This window comes from Microbacterium sp. LMI1-1-1.1, assembly GCF_040815675.1.
GTDB lineage: Bacteria > Actinomycetota > Actinomycetes > Actinomycetales > Microbacteriaceae > Microbacterium.
Map to the genome: position 1 here is coordinate 48,220 of NZ_JBFPNN010000008.1, position 20,361 is coordinate 68,580.

The window sequence follows — 20,361 nt, forward strand, 5'->3', positions numbered from 1 at the left end:
CGGTGGGGGTGCCGGGGTGGGGGTGGGGCGTGTCCCACTTTGTGCAGCTTCGGGGCGGGGAAGCTGCACATAGGGGGACATGGATGCCATTCCCAGGCGAGGGCTGTAGCGTTGTTCGGTCGGCTCTGGACACCGCGCGTGAGGCGCGGATGGGTTTGTGAGTCCAAGGGGCCGATGGACAGGACGCGATCGCGGCCTCGACCATCTCTAGTGAATGGCCCCCGGCCGACGGATGTCCGGGTTTCGCACCGCTGCGCGCGGTGCCGCTGTCTCGCGCGAAACAGAACCCAGAAGGACATCGTCATGCCCAAGAACAAGAAGCCGGCCGGCGGCCGCGCCGCCAAGAACTTCGAGCCGCGCTACGGCGCGAAGACCTCGTTCCAGGACCGCAAGCGTCGCCCCGACGCCGAGGCCTCCGACAAGCCCGGCAGCAAGAGCCCCAACCACCGCGGCTACCGCCCCGCCGCCGAGGCCACGCCCGAGAAGCGCCGTTGGAGCGCGTCGGACCGTGCCGGTCGCGACGAGGCCCGCAGCATCCGCACGTCGGCTCGCGACGACCGCTTCGGCCGTCCGGATCGGGATGCCACGGCCGGACGCCGCGACGACCGCCCCGCCCGTTCCTACGACGACCGTCCGGCTCGGTCCTTCGACCGCAGCGAGCGCCCCGCGCGTTCGTTCGACCGTCCCGCGCGGTCCTTCGATCGCGATGAGCGTCCCCGTCGCGACGCCGGTGAGCGTCCGGCTCGGTCGTTCGATCGCAACGACCGCCCGGCGCGTTCGTTCGACGAGCGTCCCGCTCGGTCGTTCGGCGACCGTCCGGCTCGTTCGTTCGATCGCAACGACCGTCCGGCTCGTTCGTTCGACCGGAACGACCGTCCGGCCCGCTCGTTCGACCGCGATGAGCGTCCCCGTCGCGACGCCGCTGACCGCCCGGCCCGTTCCTTCGACCGGAACGACCGTCCGGCGCGTTCGTTCGACCGCAACGACCGTCCCGCGCGCTCGTTCGACCGGAACGACCGTCCCGCGCGTTCGTTCGACCGCGATGAGCGTCCCCGTCGGGACGCCGCCGACCGCCCGGCTCGCTCCTTCGACCGGACCGACCGTCCGGCGCGCTCGTTCGACCGCAACGACCGTCCGGCGCGTTCGTTCGACCGGAACGACCGTCCGGCCCGCTCGTTCGACCGCGACGAGCGTCCCCGCCGCGACGCGGGTGACCGTCCCGCGCGTTCGTTCGACGACCGCCCGCGCCGGAACGACGGCCCGAGCCGCAGCGATTGGAACGCCTCCCCGAAGCGTTCCGCCGAGCACGAGCAGCGCGTCGACGTCGTTCACGAGCGCCTGCAGGCCGAGGCCGTCGACGCCGCGACCGTGACCGGTGCCGGCTTCGCCGAGCTGGGTCTGGGCGACAACATCGTCCGCGCGCTCGCGGGCCTCGGTGCCGCGAGCCCCTTCCCGATCCAGGCGGCGACCGTCGCGCCGATCCTCGAGGGCCGCGACGTCCTCGCCCGCGGCCGCACCGGCTCGGGCAAGACGATCGCCTTCGGTGCCCCGCTCGTCGAGAGCATCCTCCGCGCCCAGGCCGGCCAGCGTCGCGAGTTCGGTCGTTCTCCCAAGGCGCTGATCCTCGCCCCCACGCGCGAGCTCGCCCTGCAGATCGACCGCACCGTCCAGGTCATCGCGCGCAGCGTCGGCCTGTTCACCACGCAGATCTACGGCGGCGTGCCGCAGGCCCGCCAGGTGGGTGCGCTGAAGAAGGGCGTCGACATCATCATCGGCACCCCCGGCCGCATCGAGGACCTGCTCAACCAGGGCAAGCTCGACCTCTCGGAGGTGCAGGTGGCCGTTCTCGACGAGGCGGACCACATGTGCGAGCTCGGCTTCCTCGAGCCCGTGCAGCGCATCCTCCGCGCGACCGCCAAGGGCAGCCAGAAGCTGCTGTTCTCGGCCACGCTCGACCGTGAGGTCGCGGCCCTCGTCGACGAGTTCCTCGTCGAGCCCGCCGTCTACGAGGTCGCCGGGGAGGACCAGGACTCGAGCACCATCGAGCACCGCGTCCTCGTCATCGAGCACCGCGACAAGGCGCAGATCCTCGACTCGCTCGTCGACCGCGAAGGCAAGACGCTCGTCTTCGCCCGCACGCGTGCCTACGCCGAGATGCTCGCCGAGCAGTTCGACGACGCCGGCATCGCCGCGGTCGCCCTGCACGGTGACCTCAACCAGCAGAAGCGCACGCGCAACCTCGAGAAGCTCACCTCGGGCCGCGTGAACGTGCTCGTGGCCACGGATGTCGCCGCCCGTGGCATCCACGTCGACGACATCGACCTCGTGATCCAGGCCGACGCTCCCGACGAGTACAAGACGTACCTGCACCGTTCCGGCCGTACCGGTCGTGCGGGGCGCAGCGGCACCGTGGTCACCTTGATCACCCGCCAGCGTCGTCGCCGCATGACCGAGCTGCTCGATCGTGCCGAGATCGAGGCGCCGTTCGAGGAGACCAACCTCGGCGACGACGTGCTCGAGGAGCTCTCGGGCCGTCAGCTGAGCGACGTCACCGCGTAAGCACCCCTGTCGAGACCCCCGTCGCTGCTGCGGCGGGGGTCTCGTGCGTTCAGAAGAGGGTGGGCTCGCTCGCCGGTACGACGCGGGGGCGGATGGATGCCGCCACCCCGGTCGTCCGCACCGGACCCAGGCCGCGACGGTCGGGCGTGGGCTGTTCGCGCGACGCGAGTCCGGGCTGCGGGCGGCCGCGGGGGTGGTCGTCCTCGTCCCAGCCGTCGAGGCGGTGCATCCGCAGCAGCGGGCGCATCCGCCTGCCGAGCCACGTGCGATACGCCTTCGGCGCCTGCGTCGAGACGCCGGGGTACAGGCCGCGGTACGACGACACGAGGTGCGGGTGCTCTCGTTCGAGCCATTGCAGGAACCACTGCTTGGCGCCGGGACGCAGATGCAGGGCGCCGTAGACCACGCGCGCCGCGCCGGCTGCGCGGATGCGGGCGAGGGCGTCGTCGAGCGCCGGGATCGAGTCGGTCAGGTGCGGCAGGATCGGCATGAGGAACACCGTCACCCGGAACCCGGCCGCGGCGGCGGCGCGCACGGTCTCGAGCCGGGCGTCGGCGCTGGGGGTGCCGGGCTCGATCGAGTGCTGCAGGGCGTCGTCGAAGACCGCGATCGACATCGCGAGCGAGACGCGCACCTGCTGCGCCGCGTCCGTCAGGAGCGGCAGATCGCGACGCAGCAGCGTGCCCTTGGTCAGGATCGAGAACGGGGTGCCGTTGTCGGTGAGCGCGCCGATGATCTGCGGCATGAGCTTGTAGCGGCCTTCGGCGCGCTGGTACGGGTCGGTGTTCGTGCCGAGCATGACGGGCTCGCGCGCCCACGAACCCCGGCGGAGCTCTCCCCGCAGCACCTCGGCCACGTTCACCTTCACGACGATCTGCGAGTCGAAGTCCGCCCCGTAGTCGAGGTCGAGGTACTCGTGCGTCTTCCGAGCGAAGCAGTAGGAACATGCATGCGTGCAGCCCCGGTAGGGGTTCACCGTCCAGTCGAACGGCATCGCCGAGACGCCGGGCACCCGGTTGAGCGCGCTCTTGGCGAGGACCTCGTGGAACGTCATGCCCGCGAACTCGGGGGTCGTGACCGAGCGGACGAGGCCGTCCATGCGCTCCATGCCGGGAAGCGCAGATGTGTCGTCCACGCCCAGCTGCTGCCCTTGCCATCTCATCGCTCCAGGGGAACATAGATTCGAGTGTGACGCAACCGTGCGGGCCGCTTTTTCGAAGGGTGGCTGGAGTCGCCGCCGCCCAGCGTCACCGGGGACAATGGAGGGGATGACGTCGCCCGATCCGCAGACCTCCCCTCGCCGCGCCGCGCGCGCGGAGGCCGAGCGTCGCGCCACCGCGGCGATCTCCCTCCCGCCGGCGGCGGCGGCATCCCTCCCGTCCTCCCGATCGGCGTCGACCGCGGCATCGCCGAGCCCCGTCGCCGGGCCGCCGACCGCGTCACCGCGGGACGCGACCGCCGTCACACGACGCCAGTTGCGGGCGGCATCCCCGTCCGTCGTCCCCCGCCGTCGCCGGCTGTCCGTCGTGGCCGCCGTCGTCGCCGTCGCCGCCGCCGGGGGGATCGCGATCGGCGCCGCCTCCGCGAACGGGGGAGGGGATGCCGTCGACCTCGCCCTCGACCAGGCCCCTGCCGCCGTGATGAACACGGTGCCGAGCGAGGGGCTCCCCGTGCCGTCGGTCCAGGCCGTCCCGGCGACCGCCTCGCCGTGCGACGACCCGGCGTTCACCGACGCGCTCGCCGCGGGCGACGACGGGGGCGCCATCGCCGCGGCCGGGGGCGGGGAGTCCTTCCGCCGTGCCGTCGCCACCGGGCTGGCCCCGTGCGTGTCGCTGAGCGACCCGACCCGCGAGTGGGCCGTCGTGAACAAGCAGCGCCCGTACGACCCCATCGACTGGCGGCCGGGCGACCTCGTGGCGCCCGCCGGGATGCGCGCCCTCGAAGACACCGCCATGCGCACCGCTGCGGCCGAGGCGCTGACGGCCCTGGCGAGCGCCGCGCGGGACGCCGGCGCGGGGGAGATCGCCTACCTGAGCGCGTTCCGGTCGTACACGACCCAGCAGTCCACGTACGCCGCCCGCGTGTCGGTGGGCGGTGTGGCGCAGGCCGACCTGGAGAGCGCACGCCCCGGGTTCAGCGAGCACCAGTCGGGTCTCGCGGTCGACATCGTGCCGTGCAGCGGCTCGTGCGGCACCCTCGACGACGTGGCCGGGTCGCCGCAGGGCGCGTGGGTGCGCGAGCACGCCTGGGAGTACGGGTACATCACGCGCTACGTCGAGGGGCGCACCGACGTCACCGGCTACGAGCCCGAGGCGTGGCATCTGCGGTACATCGGCCCGGAGCTCGCCGCCGCGTACCACGACGGCGGCTACACGACGCTCGAGGAGTTCTTCGGGCTGCCAGCGGCGCCGAGCTACTGACACTCGACCACACCCGTCGGGCGAAGCGGGATCATCCGCTCGGCGGACCGGCTTCACCCTCTCAGCCGACGCGCGCGCACGCGCCTGATTGAGAGCCTCGAATCATGACGCTCTCCGCTTTCCTCAACCGCTCCCGCCCCGGTGCCGCCGTCGCCGGGCTCGCCGCCATCTTCCTCACCACCGCGGGGTGCGCCCTCGTCAACGATGTCGCCTACGGCATGAAGCAGACCACCCACGCCAACCCGGTCGAGCTCGCGCAGGAGAGGGGCACGACCCTCGACTGGATGCCGTCCGACGCACGCAGCATCTCCCGGGTGGCATCCACGCGGGAGGACGGCGTGGAGTCGATCCTGTTCACCAGCGCCACCGCTCCGACGGGCTGCACCGAGACGGAACGCGTGAGCGCGCCGACCATGTCCATCGACGATGCGCCGGACGTCTACGACGTCGACGAGGTGTTCGTCTGCGGCCGGTGGGCGGTCGCCGCCGGCCCCGGCGACGCGTACGTCGCCTGGACCCCCGCCGCCGAGGCCTCCTGACGCGCTTCCACCGGCCGGTCCCTGGTGACCGTGTCCCACTTTGTGCAGCTTGGAGGGCTGCCGGCTGCACATAGTGGGACATGCCTCCGCGAGCGTCGCCGCTCACCGGCCGGTCCCCTGGTGAGCGTGTCCCACTTTGTGCGGTTCGGAGGGCTGCCGGCTGCACATAGTGGGACATCCCCCAGGCCCGGCTGCACATAGTGGGACATGCCGTCGGAGCAACGCCGGCTCACCCCAGGCCGTCGAACCGGCAGGAGGCGTCAGCCGGTGCCGGCGCTGCAGGTCTGCTGCGCCGCGCTCGACCCGGTGATGGACGTCGGCAGGGCGACCTTGCCGGTGCGGGGATCGACCTCGCCGGCCTCGACGACGGGCTCCTCCGCGGACGGGTCGTCGGTCGGCACCGGCGCTTCGCTCGGGTCGGTGCCCGGCACCGGGTCGGGTACGACCTCGACCACGCCCGCATCGGCGCCGACCTCGCCGGTGACCTCGATCGGCTGGTTCGCGGCGAGGGCGTCCCACAGCACCTGCGCGGCGTCCTCGTCGGGCTCGACCCGGTTCGCGTTGAAGCTGGCGGGGACGCTCGGGTACTGCACGAAGACGATGTCCTCGAACGGCACGTCCCGGACGGCGAGCGCGATCTGCACGAGCGTCATCGGGTTGGTCAGCGTCTCGGTGGGCGTGACGCTCCGCAGGCCCGTCGAGGCCAGACGGTAGAGCTTGCCCGCGTCCGTGAGCACCTCCTCGCTCACGAGGGTGCGGGCCAGGCGCGACATGTACTGCTGCTGGTTGCTGACGCGGGCGAGGTCGCTGCCGCCCACCCCGTACCGGGTGCGCAGGAACTGCAGCGCCTCGACGCCCTGGATGGTGCGCGGACCCGCGGGCCAGTCGATGCCGGTGTTCCGGTCGACCATCGGGTTGGCGAGGCAGACCTCGACGCCGCCGATGGCGGAGGTGACGTCGATGACGCCGCCGAAGGTCACCATGGCGCCGAAGGGGATCTGCTGTCCGCTCATGTCCGACACGGCGGTCATGACGCACGACAGACCGCCGATCGAGTACAGCTCGTTGATCTGCGTGAACCCGCCGTCCCAGCGGCCGCCGTCGGTGCGCGCGCACCCGGGGGCGGTGAACATGAGGTCGCGCGGGAAGGAGACGACGGTCACCCGGCGCGGTTCCTCGGAGATGTGGAGGAGGATCGTCACGTCGTTCAGCTGCGTGTCCGAGTCGGCGCCGTCGCAGCGGTCGCCCAGCAGCTCCTTCAGATCGTCCTCGCACTCGTCGATGCCGACGACGAGGAGATTGACGCCGCCCTCGATCTCGCCGATGTCGGGCGGCACCGCGATCGGGTTCTCGACCGCGACCGCCTCCCGGGTGAAGCTCGCGGTGAGGTCGTATGCCGCGTACGCGACGGTCGACAGGGTCGCCACCACGACGACCACCACCCCGACCGCGACGAGCTTCATCAGCTGTGAGAACGGGTGCGGCGAGCGCAGGCGCGCATGCTGAGCCACGGTGCGACGTCGCCGTGCCATGGCGCCTCCTCGGGTTTCGTCGCAGTCTAGGGCGGCGCGGGCGTGTGCCGAGAACGACGGGCCGTGCGTCAACCGGCCAGGCCGGCCAGCGCCAGGATCTCCACCGAGATCACCCAGAAGGCGAGGACGAACACGACGTCCCGCCGGCGGACGGGGACGAGGTGCCGCTCGGTGCGGTCCCGGTGCGCGCCGAAGGCGCGCGCGTCCATCGCGAGCGCCACGCGCTCGGCGTGCCGGATGGCGCCCGCCAGGAGCGGCACGACGTAGCCGGCGGCGCGCAGCGGGCCGCGTGTGCCGCGGACGCGATGGGCTTGGCGGATGACCCGCAGCTCGACGGCGAACCGCGGGACGAATCGGATGGCGGCGAGAGCGGCGTAGCCGATGCGGTACGGCACGCGCAGCTGCTGCACGAGTGCGCGGACGAGGTCGGCGCCGGTCGTGGTGAGTCCGCCGATGAAGGCCAGCGTCATGATGGCGGCGAGGCGGAGGCCGGTCGCGAGGCCGATGAGGAGAGCTCCGTCGGTGAGGGTCCAGTCCCCGATCCGGACGAGGGGGGTGGTGGCATCCAGGCCGTCCGTGTCGACCCAGATCGCGAAGCCGAGGGAGACGACGACGACCGCGGCGGGCACGACGACGAAGAGCATGGTCAGGGTGCGGCGGGTGAGCCGTGCACCGCAGAGCAGGACGACGAGGGCTGCGCCGAGGAAGAGCGACGGCGCGACGAGGTCGCGGACGAAGACGAGCGCGAGCATCGCGGGAAGCGGCGCGGCGAGCTTCGCCAGCGGGTTCAGCGTCTCGAGGGGCCGCGGGCGTGGCGGGGCGGCGAGGTCGGCGGTCATGCGTCGCCTCCGGGGAGGTCCCGCAGGCGCACGGTGCCGCGCAGCTCCGGATGCCGAGACATCCCGGTGAAGACGTCCCGCAGCGGCGGGGGGCGCAGTCCTGCCCGCGCGAGCACGGCGTCGTCCGCGAATACCGCGGCGGTCGGACCGTCGGCCGCGATCCGCCCGTCCGCGACGACGATCATGCGGTCCGCGTGCTCGGCCACCAGCTGCATGTCATGGGTGACGACGACGATGGTCGTCCCCTCGGCGCGCAGATCGTCGAGCAGACCGAGCAGCTCGTCCGCGCGGGCGCGGTCCTGCCCGAAGGTTGGCTCGTCGAGGATCAGCACCTGGGCCCCGCCGACGAGCGCGGTCCCGACGGACAGCCGGCGCTTCTGCCCGCCCGACAGCAGGAAGGGGTGCGCGTCCGCGCGATCGGCGAGCCCGAAGCGGTCGAGCAGGGCGGACGTGCGCGCGCGGACCTCGGTGTCGGGCAGGTGCCGCCGCCGCAGACCGTAGGCGATCTCGTCGAAGACCGTGGTCGTGACGAATTGGTGCTCGGGGTTCTGGAAGACGAAGCCGACCCGTTCCGCCCGCGCCCGTGCCGACAGGCGCCGGATGTCGTCGCCAGCGATGCGCACCGCGCCCCGCGGCGGGCGCAGCACCCCCGCGACGGCCTGCACGAGCGTCGTCTTTCCGGCGCCGTTCGCCCCCGCGATCGCGACGAACTCGCCGCGCCGCACGTCCAGGTCGACCCCGTGCAGCACCGGTGTCCGCCCGCGCGAGAGGGTGAGGCCGCGCACGGTCAGGATCGGAGGGAGGGATGCCACCCCCTCCGGCCGCGAGGACACCTCGATCGACCGCCCCGCGACGGGTGCACTGCGCTCGAGCTCCTCCCGCAGCTCAGCCGGTGTGAGCGGCATCCGCGCGAAGTCGTACCCCGCGCGCCGGAGCCGCAGCGCGGCGAGGGCCGCCGTCGGCAGCCACACCCCCGAGGTGTGCAGCTCCTCGGCGCGGTCGCGCAGCACCTCGTCGACGGTCCCGTCCGCGACGACGCGACCGCGCGCGTCGAGGGCGACCACTCGGCGGATCAGGGGGAGGGCGGCATCCAGGTTGTGTTCGATGAGGAGGATGGCGCGATCCCCGTCGTCCGCGATGTCGCGCAGGGCGGCGTAGACGTCGTCGACGCCCTGCGGGTCGAGATTGGACGTCGGCTCGTCGAGGACGAGGAGCGGCGACCCCATCGCGAGGGCGCACGCGACGGCGAGGCGCTGACGGCCGCCGCCGGAGAGCACGTCCGGGGTGTCGTGACGGCGCTCCCACAGGCCGACGCGGCGCAGCGCGACCTCGGCGCGGGAGAGGACGACCTCGACCGGGAGGCGAAGGTTCTCCGGGCCGAAGGCGACCTCGTCGAGCAGCGAGCCGGTGACGAGCTGGGCGTCGGGGTCCTGGAACACCATGGCCACCGTGGCGGCGAGCTGGGCGACGGGGGTGGTGGTGGCATCCCTTCCGCCCGTCCGGACGATGCCCGCGACGGTCCCGGGGACGGCGTGGGGGAGCAGGCCGTTGAGCGCGAGGGCCAGCGTGGACTTGCCCGAGCCGCTGGGGCCGAGGAGCAGGACGGTCTCGCCCGGGTGGACGTCGAACGAGACGCCGGCGGGCGTCGGCCGCTCGGACTCGAAATGGGTGATCGCGACGTCGCGGAGGTGCAGCAGCGCTCCGGCGTCCGCGGCGGCGGGCGTCTCGGAGGGATGCGGGAGCGCGGGCACGGGGATCCTGTCGATCGGTGAGCTCCCAGGCTACTTAGGCTGCCCTCACATGGATGCCGGGACCCTCGACGTCGAAGGAGCGGTCCGGTCCCGCGATGTCCGAGCGGTGCCGCTCAGCGCGAGGACGACAGCCCGCGGGCGACGCCCGCCCGCCGCAGACCCGCCCCGACGGACAGGCCGACCGCTGTCCAGGCGACCGGTCCGACGACCCCGATCACGAGGTACGCGATGCGGGCCACGGGGGTGAGACTCGCGATGTCGGCGGCGAACCACACCGCGACGGCCACGACCAGACCGATGATCACGGCGGAGACGAAGAAGCGGGCCGGAGCCCAGGACCGGTACCGCGTGAGGGCGGCGACGGCCTCCTGGATGCCGCCGAAGAGCAGCGCCGTCCCGAGGAAGCGGAAGGTCCACTGCGGGGCCGTGGCGCTCGCGACGAGCGCGGCGAGGACGTGGGTGATCAGGGCGACCCACGGACGACGGACGACCTGCTGAGCGACGATGCCGGGCAGCACGTGCGAGCCGAGCACCAGGCCGTACGCCCACGGGGCGCCGGCGAGGACGACGAGCGTCAGCCAGCCGGCCGCGCCGCCCAGGAGTCCGGTGCCCACCCCGATCGCGGCGCAGACCAGCAGGACGCGCGTGGAGAGACCGGATGCCGAGGACACCCGCCCAGCGTATCGGCGGGGTCCGACAGGCGGTGTGCGCGGGGGTCTCGGGTCGAGTCGAGGAGAAGGGGCGTGGCCGCTCAGCCGCACGCGCGGGTGTCGGGCATGGCTCGCTCGCGGGCGACGCGCTTATGCGCCCGAGGTCACGCCGTCATCGCGGTTCGTGACCTGGTATTCGATCGTCACCCAGCCGGGGCCTGCGTGGCTCGCGACCTGTCTGATCACCGTGTGGCCGATGTCGGCGGGCGTCGGTCCGCGACCTTCACCGATCAGGCTGGGAACAACGCGGAGGCGCAACACGTCCACCAGCCCTTCGCGGAACAGGGCATCGGTGAGCTGCAGGCTTCCCCACACGATGAGGTCGCCTTCCACCTCCGAGCGAAGTCGCGCGACCGTCTCCGCGGGGTCGCCCTTCTCGATGATGGCCGGAGTGACGTCCCCCCACGGAGCAGAGTCGAGGGTGTTGCTGATGACGTGTTTGGGGAGCGAGTTGATCCATTCGGCGACCGGCTCGTCGGCGGGGTCGACGGTCGGCCAGTAGCTGGAGAACATCTCGTAGGTGCGTCGGCCGAGGACGATGCCGCCGACCCGGCTCAACATCTTCAGCTGTTCGGAGTCCGTATCGTCGATCGGCTCGACGTCCATGATGCGCAACCGGAGCCGACCCTCAGGGATTGCCCGTGGCGACGTCCGACCGGGCTTTCGCATCCCGTCCAAGAAAAACGTTGGTGAGGAATTGGCTGTGAGTTATGTTTGTGCAACGCGCGCCGGAGACGCCGCGCACATCGCTCAACTCATCCCCCCGTTTGGAGCGCACTATGGGTCGTACCCTGCGTTCGGCCGCGGTCATCGCATTGGCCGGGCTGTTCACCGGTGCCGGATTGACATCCGCGCACGCCGTCGAGTCCGTCGGGGAGGTGTCATCCCCCACTCCCATCGAGTCGACCACGGGTCGCTACATCGTCGTCCTCGACGAGGCCCCCGCCGCGACGTACGACGGCGGTGAGGCCGGTCTCCGAGCCACGCAGCCGGAGGAGGGCGACCGCCTCGATCCGACGAGCGAGGAGGTGCGCGAGTACTCCGCCTTCCTCGAAGAGCGCCAAGAGGACGTCGCCGCCGAGGCGGGCGTCGAGTCGGACTACTCGTACACGCTGGCCGTCAACGGCTTCAGCGCCGCGATGGACCCGAACCAGGCCGCCAAGCTCGCCTCGACGAAGGGCGTGAGCCGCGTCGTCCCCGACGAGATCCGGCACCCGGTGGCGGTGCCCTCCACCGAGTTCCTCGGTCTCGAGGGACCCGGCGGCGTGTGGGAGCAGGTCGGCGGGATCGGCGCCGCGGGCGAAGGCGTCGTCGTCGGCGTCATCGACACCGGCATCGCCCCCGAGAACCCGTCGTTCGCGGGCGAGCCGCTCGGCACGACCCCGGGCGACGAGCCCTACCTCGACGGCAACGACGTCGTGTTCAACAAGGCGGACGGGACCGAGTTCCGGTCGCCCCGCGTGGCGGCCGGCGACGGCTGGTCGCTCGACGACTACTCCACGAAGCTCGTCGGCGCCCGCTACTTCGACCAGGGCGCGGCCGGCACCGGCTTCACCTTCGAGGGCGACTACCGTTCGCCCCGCGACGGCGACGCGCACGGCTCGCACACCGCGAGCACGGCCGCCGGAAACAACGGCGTCGACGCGTCCGTGGAGGGCATCGACTTCGGGCAGATCTCGGGCGTCGCGCCCGCGGCCAAGGTCGCCGCGTACAAGGCGTGCTACTCCGGCCCCGACCCGCTCGTGACCACCGACGACATCTGCGCCCTGAGCGACCTGCTCGGCGCGATCAACGCCGCGGTCGAGGACAACGTCGACGTCATCAACTACTCCATCGGCGGCGGCGCGGCCACGACCACCCTCGCCCTCGAGGACGAGGCGTTCTTCAACGCCGCCGCGGCCGGCATCTTCGTCTCCGTCTCGGCCGGCAACTCCGGTCCCGGAGCCTCGACCGCCGACCACGCGTCGCCCTGGTACACCACCGTCGCCGCGTCGACGATCCCCACGTACGAGGGCACCGTCCAGCTCGGCGACGGCCAGAGCTTCGCGGGTGCGTCCGTCACCGTCCGCGAGCCCCTCACCGGTGAGCTCGTCTACGCGGGTGACATCCCCGCCGCGGGGGCGACGCCGGCGAACGCCGCGCTGTGCCTGCTCGACACGATCGACGCCGCGGCCGCCGCGGGCAAGATCGTCGTCTGCGACCGCGGCCAGAACGCCCGCGTCGAGAAGTCGCAGGCCGTGGACGAGGCCGGAGGCGTGGGCATGGTCCTCGTCAACGTCACCCCCGCCTCGGTCGACAACGACTTCCACAGCGTGCCGACCGTCCACATCGACGCGCGCTACCGCGACGCCCTGCTGACCTTCGTGCGCGAGGCATCCGACCCGACGGCGACCCTCGTCGGCGAGAACACCACGGGCGCGGAGACCCCGACCCCGCAGGTCGCCGGCTTCTCCAGCCGCGGACCGATGCTCGCCGACGGCAGCGACGTGCTCAAGCCGGACATCTCGGCACCGGGCGTGGCGATCCTCGCCGCCGCCGCGAACGCCGAGGGTGCGGCTCCCACCTGGGAGTTCCTCTCCGGCACGTCCATGTCGTCGCCGCACATCGCGGGTCTCGCCGCGCTCTACCTGGGCGAGCGGCCGACCGCGACGCCCGCCGAGGTGAAGTCCGCGATGATGACCACCGCGTACGACACCGTCGACGCGGACGGCAACGACGTCACCGACCCGTTCGCGCAGGGAGCCGGCCACGTCGACCCCACGCGCTTCTTCGAGCCGGGACTGCTGTACCTGAACGGCCCGAGCGACTGGGCCGCCTTCCTGCAGGGCAAGGGCCTGTACGACTTCGGCGTCGAGCCGATCGACGGCAGCGACCTCAACCTCGCGTCCATCTCCATCGGATCGCTCGCGAAGCCCCAGACCGTCACGCGGTCGGTGACCTCGACGCAGGCCGGGACCTTCACGGCATCCATCGACGTCCCCGGCGTGGATGCCACCGTGGAGCCGGCATCGCTGACGTTCGGCGCCGCGGGTGAGACGAAGACCTTCGAGGTCACCTTCACGCGCACGACGGCCCCGGCCGAGCAGTGGACCACCGGCTTCCTCACCTGGACCGGCGGAGACACGCAGGTGCGTTCGCCGATCGCCATCCAGCCCGTGACCGCCGAGGCCCCGGCCGAGGTGTCCGGCGAGGGTCTCTCCGGCACGACGAGCGTCGAGGTCCTGCCCGGGGTGAGCGGCGACCTGCCCCTGACCGTTTCCGGCCTGGCCGCCGTCGAGCTGCTCACCGACGCCGACAACCCCGTCGAGGGGCACTCGGGCGACGAGCAGTCGGGCGACGCGGACGGCTACGTCCGCTGGATCGTCGAGGTCCCCGAGGGCGCCACGCTCTCGCGCTTCGACCTCGACTCGTCCGACGACACCGGCAGCGACCTCGACCTGTTCGTGTCGCGCGTCGTGAGCGCCGACGACCTGCGGTACTACGAGCAGTGGACCTCGGCGTCCGGCTCGGCGGACGAGCGGGTCTCGCTGGCGAACCCGACGCCCGGGACGTATCTGATCGAGGCGAACATCTACTCGTTCACGAACCCGTTCACGTGGGACATGACCTACGCGAGCGTCACCCCCGGTGGGGAGGGCCAGCTGACCGCGACGCCGAACCCGCTGCCGGCCACGCAGGGCACTCCGGTGTCGTACGAGCTGTCGTGGCAGGGCCTCACGCCAGAGACGCGCTACCTCGGCGTGGTGCAGTACGGCGCCTCGAGCGTGCAGACGGTGCTGACGGTCGACTCGGGCCAGGCCCCGCCGACCATCGTGGAGGCGCCGACGGTCTCGGGCACGGCCAAGCTCGGTCGGACGCTCACCGCCACCCCCGGCACCTGGGACCCGGCCGACGTGACCGTCGCCTACCAGTGGCTGCGGAACGGGGAGCCGATCGCCGGAGCGACGTCGAAGACGTACCGCGTCCAGCGCGCGGACCTCGGGACGGTGCTCTCGGTCCGCGTCACCGCCACCGCCGAGGGCAACGCGCTCACCGGCACGGCCGACAGCGCGGGCACGCCCGTCGTCGTCGCCTCGCGGACGACCGTCTCGGTCACGCCCCGCTCGGGCTCGGCCGGCGACACGTTCGCCGTGACCGTGCAGGTGCGCCCGACGGGCGGTCCTGCGGCCACCGGCGACGTGACGGTCACGGTCGACGGCAAGCAGTACACGGCCACTCTGGAGAACGGCACGGCGACCATCACGACGGACCCGCAGACCCGCGGGACCAAGCGCGTGACGGCGACCTACCCGGGCTCCGAGACCATCGAGGACTCGGAGGGTCGCACGAGCTTCACCGTGCGCCGCTGATCCACCCGCCGACGCGGCGTCCGGGCTCCGGCTCGGGCGCCGCGTCCGCGTTCCACCGAGGCCCGCGGGTGGCATGGCGCCGCGTCCGCATTCCGCCGGGGCCCGCGGGTGGCATGGCGCCGCGTCCGCGTTCCGCCGAGGCCCGCGGGTGCCGTGGCGCCGGCGTCCGCGTTCCGCCGGGGTGCCCGAGGGTCCCGACGCGGAGTACCGCTCCCGGGTCCCGGGATCAGACGCGGCGGCGGCGCGGGGTGAGCCGGACGCCCGGCAGCGGGGGAGCGGGGATCCGCTCCGGACCGTGATCGACCACGGCGCCGAAGCGCGGGGCCTGCGCCTCCCACGCCTCGCGGGCGTCGACGATCTCGTCGTGCGAGCGCCCGACGAAGTTCCACCACATGACGATGTCGGCCTCGAAGGGCTCGCCCCCGAGCAGGAACACCCGGGCGTCCGCCGCGGCCGAGATCTCCACGTGGTCGCGTCGCGTGCCCAGGTAGACCAGGCGCGTGGCGTCGACGGACACGGATGCCGCCCCGTCGGACGACGGCGGGGCGTCGCGCCGCGCGGCGTCGGCGTCGACCACGGGGACGCCGGTGTCCAGCTCGACCTCGCCGACCATCCCGACGAGCGCGTACTCCCAGTCCGGTCGCAGCGGCACGCGCGTGCGGGTGCCGGCGGCCAGCCGCAGCTCCGCCCCGACGATCGGCGTGTGCACGGTCGCCGGGGAGACGACGTCGCCGAGCTCGCCCATGACGACGACGGCGTCCGCGCCGTGCCCCAGCGGAAGAACGGGCAGGTCCTCGTGCCGCTCGAACGCGGGCGCGCCGTGACGGCGGTGCTCGGGCAGGGCGACCCACAGCTGCAGGGCGTCGAGGGCGACGGGCCCGTCGCCGAGCGAGTACTCCGAGTGCGCGATGCCGGCACCGCTCGTCATGAGGTTGAGCGCACCGGGGCGCACGATCACGTCGCTGCCGACGGCGTCGCGGTGCCGCACCTCGCCCACGATGGGCCAGGTGACGGTCTGCAGGCCGATGTGCGGGTGGGGTTCCACCCGCATCCGCGTCTCCTGCGGGCCGAAGCGGTCGAGGAAGCACCACGCGCCCACCATGGGCAACGCGCGGTGCGGCAGGGTACGGTGCACCTTCATGCCGCGCACGCCGCCGAGGGGGACTTCGCGCGCCTCCACCACGAGCGCGCGGGGGCCGTCGCAGTCCACCGGTCCTTCGGACGCGGGCGGAGCGACGTCGAGGCGGGTCATGACGACGCGCCGTCGGGCCAGTCGACCTTCAGACCGGGGACGTCGTGCCCCTTCAGCCAGCTCGCGACGAACGGGCAGCTGGGGACGATCGTGTCGCCGCGGCGGGCCAGGTCGGCGAGAGCCTCCCGGGCGAGCGCGGAACCGAGTCCGTGCCCCTCGAACGCGGGATCCACCTCGGTGTGCGGCAGCTCGACCCGGCCGTCGCCCGCCGGGCGGAACTTCAGGAACCCGCCGAGCTCGTCGCCCAGGTGCACCTCGTACCGCCGCGTCTCCTCGTTCCGGGTCACGGTCACGTCGTCGCTCATGTCGCCTCCAGCTCGTCTCACCACAACGTACGAGGCGCCGGTCCTGTTCCGCCCTCCCTGGCGTCGGCGACGTCTTTTTGCAAGCAGGGGGAGGGGATGTGGCGGCGGGAGGATCCCCTGCCTCGTGGAGGTCCTCCCTACCCGGCATCCCCTCCCTTCCCTGCCGGGTGCGGGTTGCAAGCGGGGGAGGGGATGTGGCGGCGGGAGGATCCCCTGCCTCGTGGAAGTCCTCCCTTCTCGGCATCCCCTCCCTCCGCGACCCGGCCGGCCGGTGCCCACCGTTCGTCGCACGGATCGTGCCGCTCATCGCACCGTCTCCGTCGACGGCCGTGGGAGGCCGCGGCATCCCTCTAGCCTTCCGAAAGTCCGCAGAGCCGCGAACGAGGAGAGACATGAGCGCTTCCGTCGACGACGACATCGTCACCGACCCGAACCTCCCGCCGGTGGCGGTCCCGCCCGAGAGGACCGAGACCCGCTGGACCCCGGCGAAGATCGCGCTCTGGGTCGCGATCGCCCTGCTCGGCGGGCTGGGGTGGACGATGCTGGCCATCGTCCGCGGCGAGACCGTCAACGCGATCTGGTTCGTCTTCGCGGCGGTGTGCACGTACCTGATCGGGTACCGCTTCTACTCGAAGGTCATCGAGCGCTACATCGCCCGGCCCGACGACCGCCGGGCCACGCCCGCCGAGCGCAAGCAGGACGGCAAGGACTTCGTCCCCACCGACCGCCGCGTGCTGTACGGGCACCACTTCGCCGCCATCGCGGGCGCCGGTCCGTTGGTCGGCCCCGTCCTGGCCGCGCAGATGGGATACCTGCCGGGCACGATCTGGATCATCGTCGGCGTCATCCTCGCCGGCGCCGTGCAGGACTACCTCGTCCTCTTCTTCTCCATGCGGCGCGGCGGCCGCACCATCGGCCAGATGGCCCGGGACGAGCTCGGCAAGGTCGGCGGCACCGCGGCGATCCTCGCGAGCCTGCTCATCATGCTCATCATCGTCGCGATCCTCGCGCTCGTCGTGGTCAACGCCCTCGGCGAGAGCCCGTGGGGCGTCTTCAGCGTCTCCATGACGATCCCCATCGCGATCTTCATGGGCCTCTACCTGCGGTACATCCGCCCGGGTCGCATCACCGAGATCTCGATCATCGGCTTCGTGCTGCTCATCGGCGCGATCATCGCGGGCGGCTGGGTGTCGTCGACGGCCTGGGGCTACGACCTGTTCCACCTCGACCGCACCGTCATCGCCTGGGGCATCATCGTCTACGGCTTCGTCGCCGCGGTCCTGCCGGTGTGGCTGCTGCTCGCGCCGCGCGACTACCTCTCGACGTTCATGAAGATCGGCGTCATCGTCATGCTCGCCGGGGCGATCGTCCTCGTCCGGCCCGAGATCAGCGTCCCCGCCTTCAGCGAGTTCGCCGGCGGCCAGCTCGGTCCCGTCTTCACCGGACCGATCTTCCCGTTCCTCTTCGTCACGATCGCCTGCGGAGCCCTGAGCGGGTTCCACGCGCTCATCGCGTCGGGGACGACGCCGAAGCTCGTCGAGAAGGAGCGCCAGACGCGCTTCATCGGCTACGGCGGCATGCTCATGGAGTCGTTCGTCGCCATCATGGCGCTCGTGGCGGCCCTGTCCATCGACCGCGGCATCTACTTCGCCATGAACTCGTCGCCGGCGGCCACGCTCGGCACCGTCGAGGGGGCGGTCGCGTTCGTGAACGGGTTGGGTCTGGCGGGGGTGAACCTCACGCCCGAGATGCTGACCTCGACCGCCGCGGCCGTCGGCGAGAGCTCGATCGTCTCCCGTACCGGCGGCGCACCGACCCTCGCCCTGGGGCTCGCCAACATCATGCAGGCGGCGCTCGGCGGTCAGGCGCTCATGGCCTTCTGGTACCACTTCGCGATCATGTTCGAGGCGCTGTTCATCCTCACCGCCGTCGACGCCGGCACGCGCGTCGCCCGGTTCATGCTGCAGGACTCCCTCGGCACGGTGATCCCCAAGTTCCGCGACCTGTCGTGGCGGCCCGGGGTGTGGATCTGCACGGCGATCATGGTCGCAGGCTGGGGCTCCATCCTCATCCTCGGCGTGACCGACCCCCTCGGTGGGATCAACACCTTCTTCCCGCTGTTCGGCATCGCCAACCAGCTGCTCGCGGCGATCGCGCTCGCGGTGGTCCTGGCGATCGTCGCCAAGCGCGGCCGCGCGTACTTCCGCTGGCTGTGGATCGTCGCGCTGCCGCTGGCCTTCGCGGCGGTCGTGACGATCACGGCATCCATGTACAAGATCTTCTCGCCGGTCCCGGCGGTCGGATATTGGGCCAACCACTTCGCTTTCCGCAACGCGCTCGCCGAGGGGCTGACCGAGTTCGGCACGGCGCGGTCGGTGACGGCGATGGAGGCGGTCGTCCGGAACACGTTCGTCCAGGGCGTGCTGTCGGTCATCTTCGTGACCCTCGCGATCGTCGTGATTGCCATGGCGCTCGTCGTCACGGTGCGCGCCGTGCGCAACGGGGGCGGCGACAACCTGGAGGATCCTGCCGTGGCATCCCGTCGCTTCGCTCCCGCAGGCATGCTCGCCAGCGCCCCGGAGCGCGAGATCGAGAAGCAGTGGCAGGCCCTCCCCGCCGATCACCCCGACCGTCCCTCGACGGCGGCGCACCACTGAGGCGGGACGGATGACCGACCTGGATGCCACGGCCCCCGGCCCTCTCGCCCGCCTCGCGGCGGGTGCGGCGGCCGCGGGCCGGGGTCTCCGGTGGTACGTGACGACGCTCATGGGCGACCGCGCCTACGACGTCTACGTCGCCCACCACCGCGCGCACCACCCGGACGAGCCCCCGCTCACCGAGCGGCAGTTCTGGCGGCAGAGGACGGACGAGCAGGAGCGCAATCCCGGCGCGCGCTGCTGCTGACTAGGCTGCGACCATGCCCGACGCACCGCTCCTCGCGGCGGCCCTCGGTGTCGTCGTCGGCGCGCTCCTGACCGTCGCGCTCGTCGTCGCCCGCCGCTTCGCGCTCGCCTCGCGCGACCTCGGCAGCGACGCCGAGCGCGCGACGCACCGGACGCTGCACCTCGCAGCGGCGGCGGCTGCGGCGCTCCGCGGGGGGCGGGACGAGCCGGACCCGGCGCGCGCGGCCCGGCACCTGCGCGCGCTGCTGTCGGCCGACGCGGTGGCCATCGTCGACGCCGGCGCCGACCGGGTGTCGCTCGACGGGCCGGAGGAGCTGGCGTCGTCGGCACGCCGCATCGCCGCGCGGGTGCGCGAGTCGGGCCGACGGCAGGTGTTCTCGATGCCGGAGGGGGATGCCGTGGGAGCGCCGATCGTCGTGGACGGCCAGGTGTGGGGCGCGGTCGTCGCCTTCGCCGGCGCCGCCCGCGGACCGCTCGTGCGGGCGACGGGCGACGTCGCGCAGTGGTGCGCCGCGCAGCTCGAGCTGGCGGACCTCGACGCGTCGCGGGCCGCGCTGGCGGAGGCGGAGCTGCGCGCGCTCCGCGCCCAGATCAGCCCGCACTTCATCTACAACGCGCTCACGGCCATCGCGTCGTTCATCTCGACGGACCCGCCCCGCGCCCGCGACCTCGTGCTCGAGTTCGCCGACTTCACGCGCTACTCCTTCCGCCGCCAGGGCGAGTTCACGACCCTGGCCGAGGAGCTCCGGAGCGTGCACTCCTACCTCGAGCTCGAGCGCGCGCGCTTCGGCGACCGGCTGTCCGTGCGGCTGCGCATCGCACCGGAGACGCTGGCGACGGTGATCCCCTTCCTCTCGGTGCAGCCGCTGGTGGAGAACGCGGTGCGGCACGGACTGGAACCGGGCGAGCGCGGGGGCGTCCTGACCGTCACCTCGATCGACGACGGCACGCACACCGAGGTCGTGGTGGACGACGACGGCGTCGGCATGGACCCCGTCGAGCTGGCGGCGCTGCTCGACCTGGACGCCCCGTCGACGCACGTGGGTCTGCGCAACGTCGACACGCGTCTGCGGCAGCTGTACGGGCCGGGCGGCGGTCTCGTCGTCGAGACGAACGTCGGCGCGGGGACGTCCGTGCGGCTGCGCGTCCCGAAGTCGCAGCCGCGGCACGAGACGGCGCTCGGATGACCGCGGGCGCGGCGG

Annotated in this window: 15 protein-coding genes; 7 read left to right on the forward strand and 8 right to left on the reverse strand. The window is 72.5% G+C overall.

The features are described 5' to 3' along the window. Positions 1 to 303 precede the first annotated feature (303 nt). On the forward strand, positions 304 to 2,559 hold the full coding sequence (locus MRBLMI1_RS09930) for a DEAD/DEAH box helicase (protein ID WP_367731728.1): 2,256 nt from the start codon (positions 304 to 306) through the stop codon (positions 2,557 to 2,559). A 49-nt stretch (positions 2,560 to 2,608) separates the two neighbouring features. Here the strand turns inward: MRBLMI1_RS09930 and MRBLMI1_RS09935 are convergent, their stop codons facing one another. Next, on the reverse strand, positions 2,609 to 3,721 hold the full coding sequence (locus tag MRBLMI1_RS09935) for an Rv2578c family radical SAM protein (RefSeq protein ID WP_367731730.1): 1,113 nt from the start codon (positions 3,719 to 3,721) through the stop codon (positions 2,609 to 2,611). A 106-nt stretch (positions 3,722 to 3,827) separates the two neighbouring features. Here MRBLMI1_RS09935 and MRBLMI1_RS09940 point away from each other — a divergent pair, with 106 nt between their 5' ends. Further along, positions 3,828 to 4,979, forward strand: coding sequence for a M15 family metallopeptidase (locus MRBLMI1_RS09940; RefSeq protein WP_367731732.1), 1,152 nt, complete (start codon positions 3,828 to 3,830; stop codon positions 4,977 to 4,979). Between the two features lie 104 nt (positions 4,980 to 5,083). Next, the gene (locus tag MRBLMI1_RS09945) at positions 5,084 to 5,518 is read left to right on the forward strand and encodes a hypothetical protein (RefSeq protein WP_367731734.1); all 435 of its coding nucleotides are present in this window, start codon (positions 5,084 to 5,086) and stop codon (positions 5,516 to 5,518) included. Between the two features lie 260 nt (positions 5,519 to 5,778). On the opposite strand, the gene MRBLMI1_RS09950 is transcribed toward MRBLMI1_RS09945, so the two are convergent. The 5 genes from MRBLMI1_RS09950 to MRBLMI1_RS09970 all read right to left on the reverse strand — a co-directional run bounded on the left by MRBLMI1_RS09950 (position 5,779) and on the right by MRBLMI1_RS09970 (position 10,956). Then, positions 5,779 to 7,050: an LCP family protein gene (locus tag MRBLMI1_RS09950; RefSeq protein WP_367731736.1), complete on the reverse strand. Its 1,272-nt coding sequence runs from the start codon at positions 7,048 to 7,050 to the stop codon at positions 5,779 to 5,781. A 68-nt stretch (positions 7,051 to 7,118) separates the two neighbouring features. Continuing rightward, the gene (locus tag MRBLMI1_RS09955; protein ID WP_367731738.1) at positions 7,119 to 7,889 is read right to left on the reverse strand and encodes an energy-coupling factor transporter transmembrane component T; all 771 of its coding nucleotides are present in this window, start codon (positions 7,887 to 7,889) and stop codon (positions 7,119 to 7,121) included. Then, on the reverse strand, positions 7,886 to 9,640 hold the full coding sequence (locus MRBLMI1_RS09960) for an ABC transporter ATP-binding protein (protein WP_367731740.1): 1,755 nt from the start codon (positions 9,638 to 9,640) through the stop codon (positions 7,886 to 7,888). Before MRBLMI1_RS09960 ends, MRBLMI1_RS09955 begins: the two co-directional genes overlap by 4 nt. Positions 9,641 to 9,753: 113 nt before the next feature. Further along, entirely contained in the window at positions 9,754 to 10,311 is a 558-nt protein-coding gene (locus MRBLMI1_RS09965; protein ID WP_367731742.1) for an ECF transporter S component, read from the reverse strand. A gap of 129 nt (positions 10,312 to 10,440) precedes the next feature. Continuing rightward, positions 10,441 to 10,956: a dihydrofolate reductase family protein gene (locus MRBLMI1_RS09970; RefSeq protein WP_367731744.1), complete on the reverse strand. Its 516-nt coding sequence runs from the start codon at positions 10,954 to 10,956 to the stop codon at positions 10,441 to 10,443. 173 nt (positions 10,957 to 11,129) lie between these two features. On the opposite strand from MRBLMI1_RS09970, the gene MRBLMI1_RS09975 reads away from it, so the two are divergent. Continuing rightward, positions 11,130 to 14,699 carry a S8 family serine peptidase gene (locus tag MRBLMI1_RS09975; protein ID WP_367731746.1) on the forward strand — a complete coding sequence of 1,190 codons (3,570 nt, stop codon included), beginning with the start codon at positions 11,130 to 11,132 and terminating at the stop codon, positions 14,697 to 14,699. A gap of 226 nt (positions 14,700 to 14,925) precedes the next feature. On the opposite strand, the gene MRBLMI1_RS09980 is transcribed toward MRBLMI1_RS09975, so the two are convergent. Together MRBLMI1_RS09980 and MRBLMI1_RS09985 are read right to left on the reverse strand one after the other, a co-directional pair. Next, the gene (locus MRBLMI1_RS09980) at positions 14,926 to 15,951 is read right to left on the reverse strand and encodes a pirin family protein (RefSeq protein ID WP_367731748.1); all 1,026 of its coding nucleotides are present in this window, start codon (positions 15,949 to 15,951) and stop codon (positions 14,926 to 14,928) included. Further along, a complete protein-coding gene (locus tag MRBLMI1_RS09985; protein ID WP_367731750.1) occupies positions 15,948 to 16,256 on the reverse strand; it encodes a GNAT family N-acetyltransferase in 309 nt (102 codons plus the stop codon). Before MRBLMI1_RS09985 ends, MRBLMI1_RS09980 begins: the two co-directional genes overlap by 4 nt. Positions 16,257 to 16,648: 392 nt before the next feature. On the opposite strand from MRBLMI1_RS09985, the gene MRBLMI1_RS09990 reads away from it, so the two are divergent. The 3 genes from MRBLMI1_RS09990 to MRBLMI1_RS10000 are packed head-to-tail and all read left to right on the forward strand — an operon-like array spanning position 16,649 to position 20,346. Continuing rightward, a complete protein-coding gene (locus tag MRBLMI1_RS09990) occupies positions 16,649 to 18,913 on the forward strand; it encodes a carbon starvation CstA family protein (RefSeq protein WP_367731760.1) in 2,265 nt (754 codons plus the stop codon). Positions 18,914 to 18,923: 10 nt separating this feature from the next. Further along, a complete protein-coding gene (locus MRBLMI1_RS09995; RefSeq protein ID WP_367731762.1) occupies positions 18,924 to 19,160 on the forward strand; it encodes a YbdD/YjiX family protein in 237 nt (78 codons plus the stop codon). Positions 19,161 to 19,173: 13 nt separating this feature from the next. Further along, a complete protein-coding gene (locus MRBLMI1_RS10000) occupies positions 19,174 to 20,346 on the forward strand; it encodes a sensor histidine kinase (RefSeq protein WP_367731764.1) in 1,173 nt (390 codons plus the stop codon). Positions 20,347 to 20,361 lie beyond the last annotated feature (15 nt).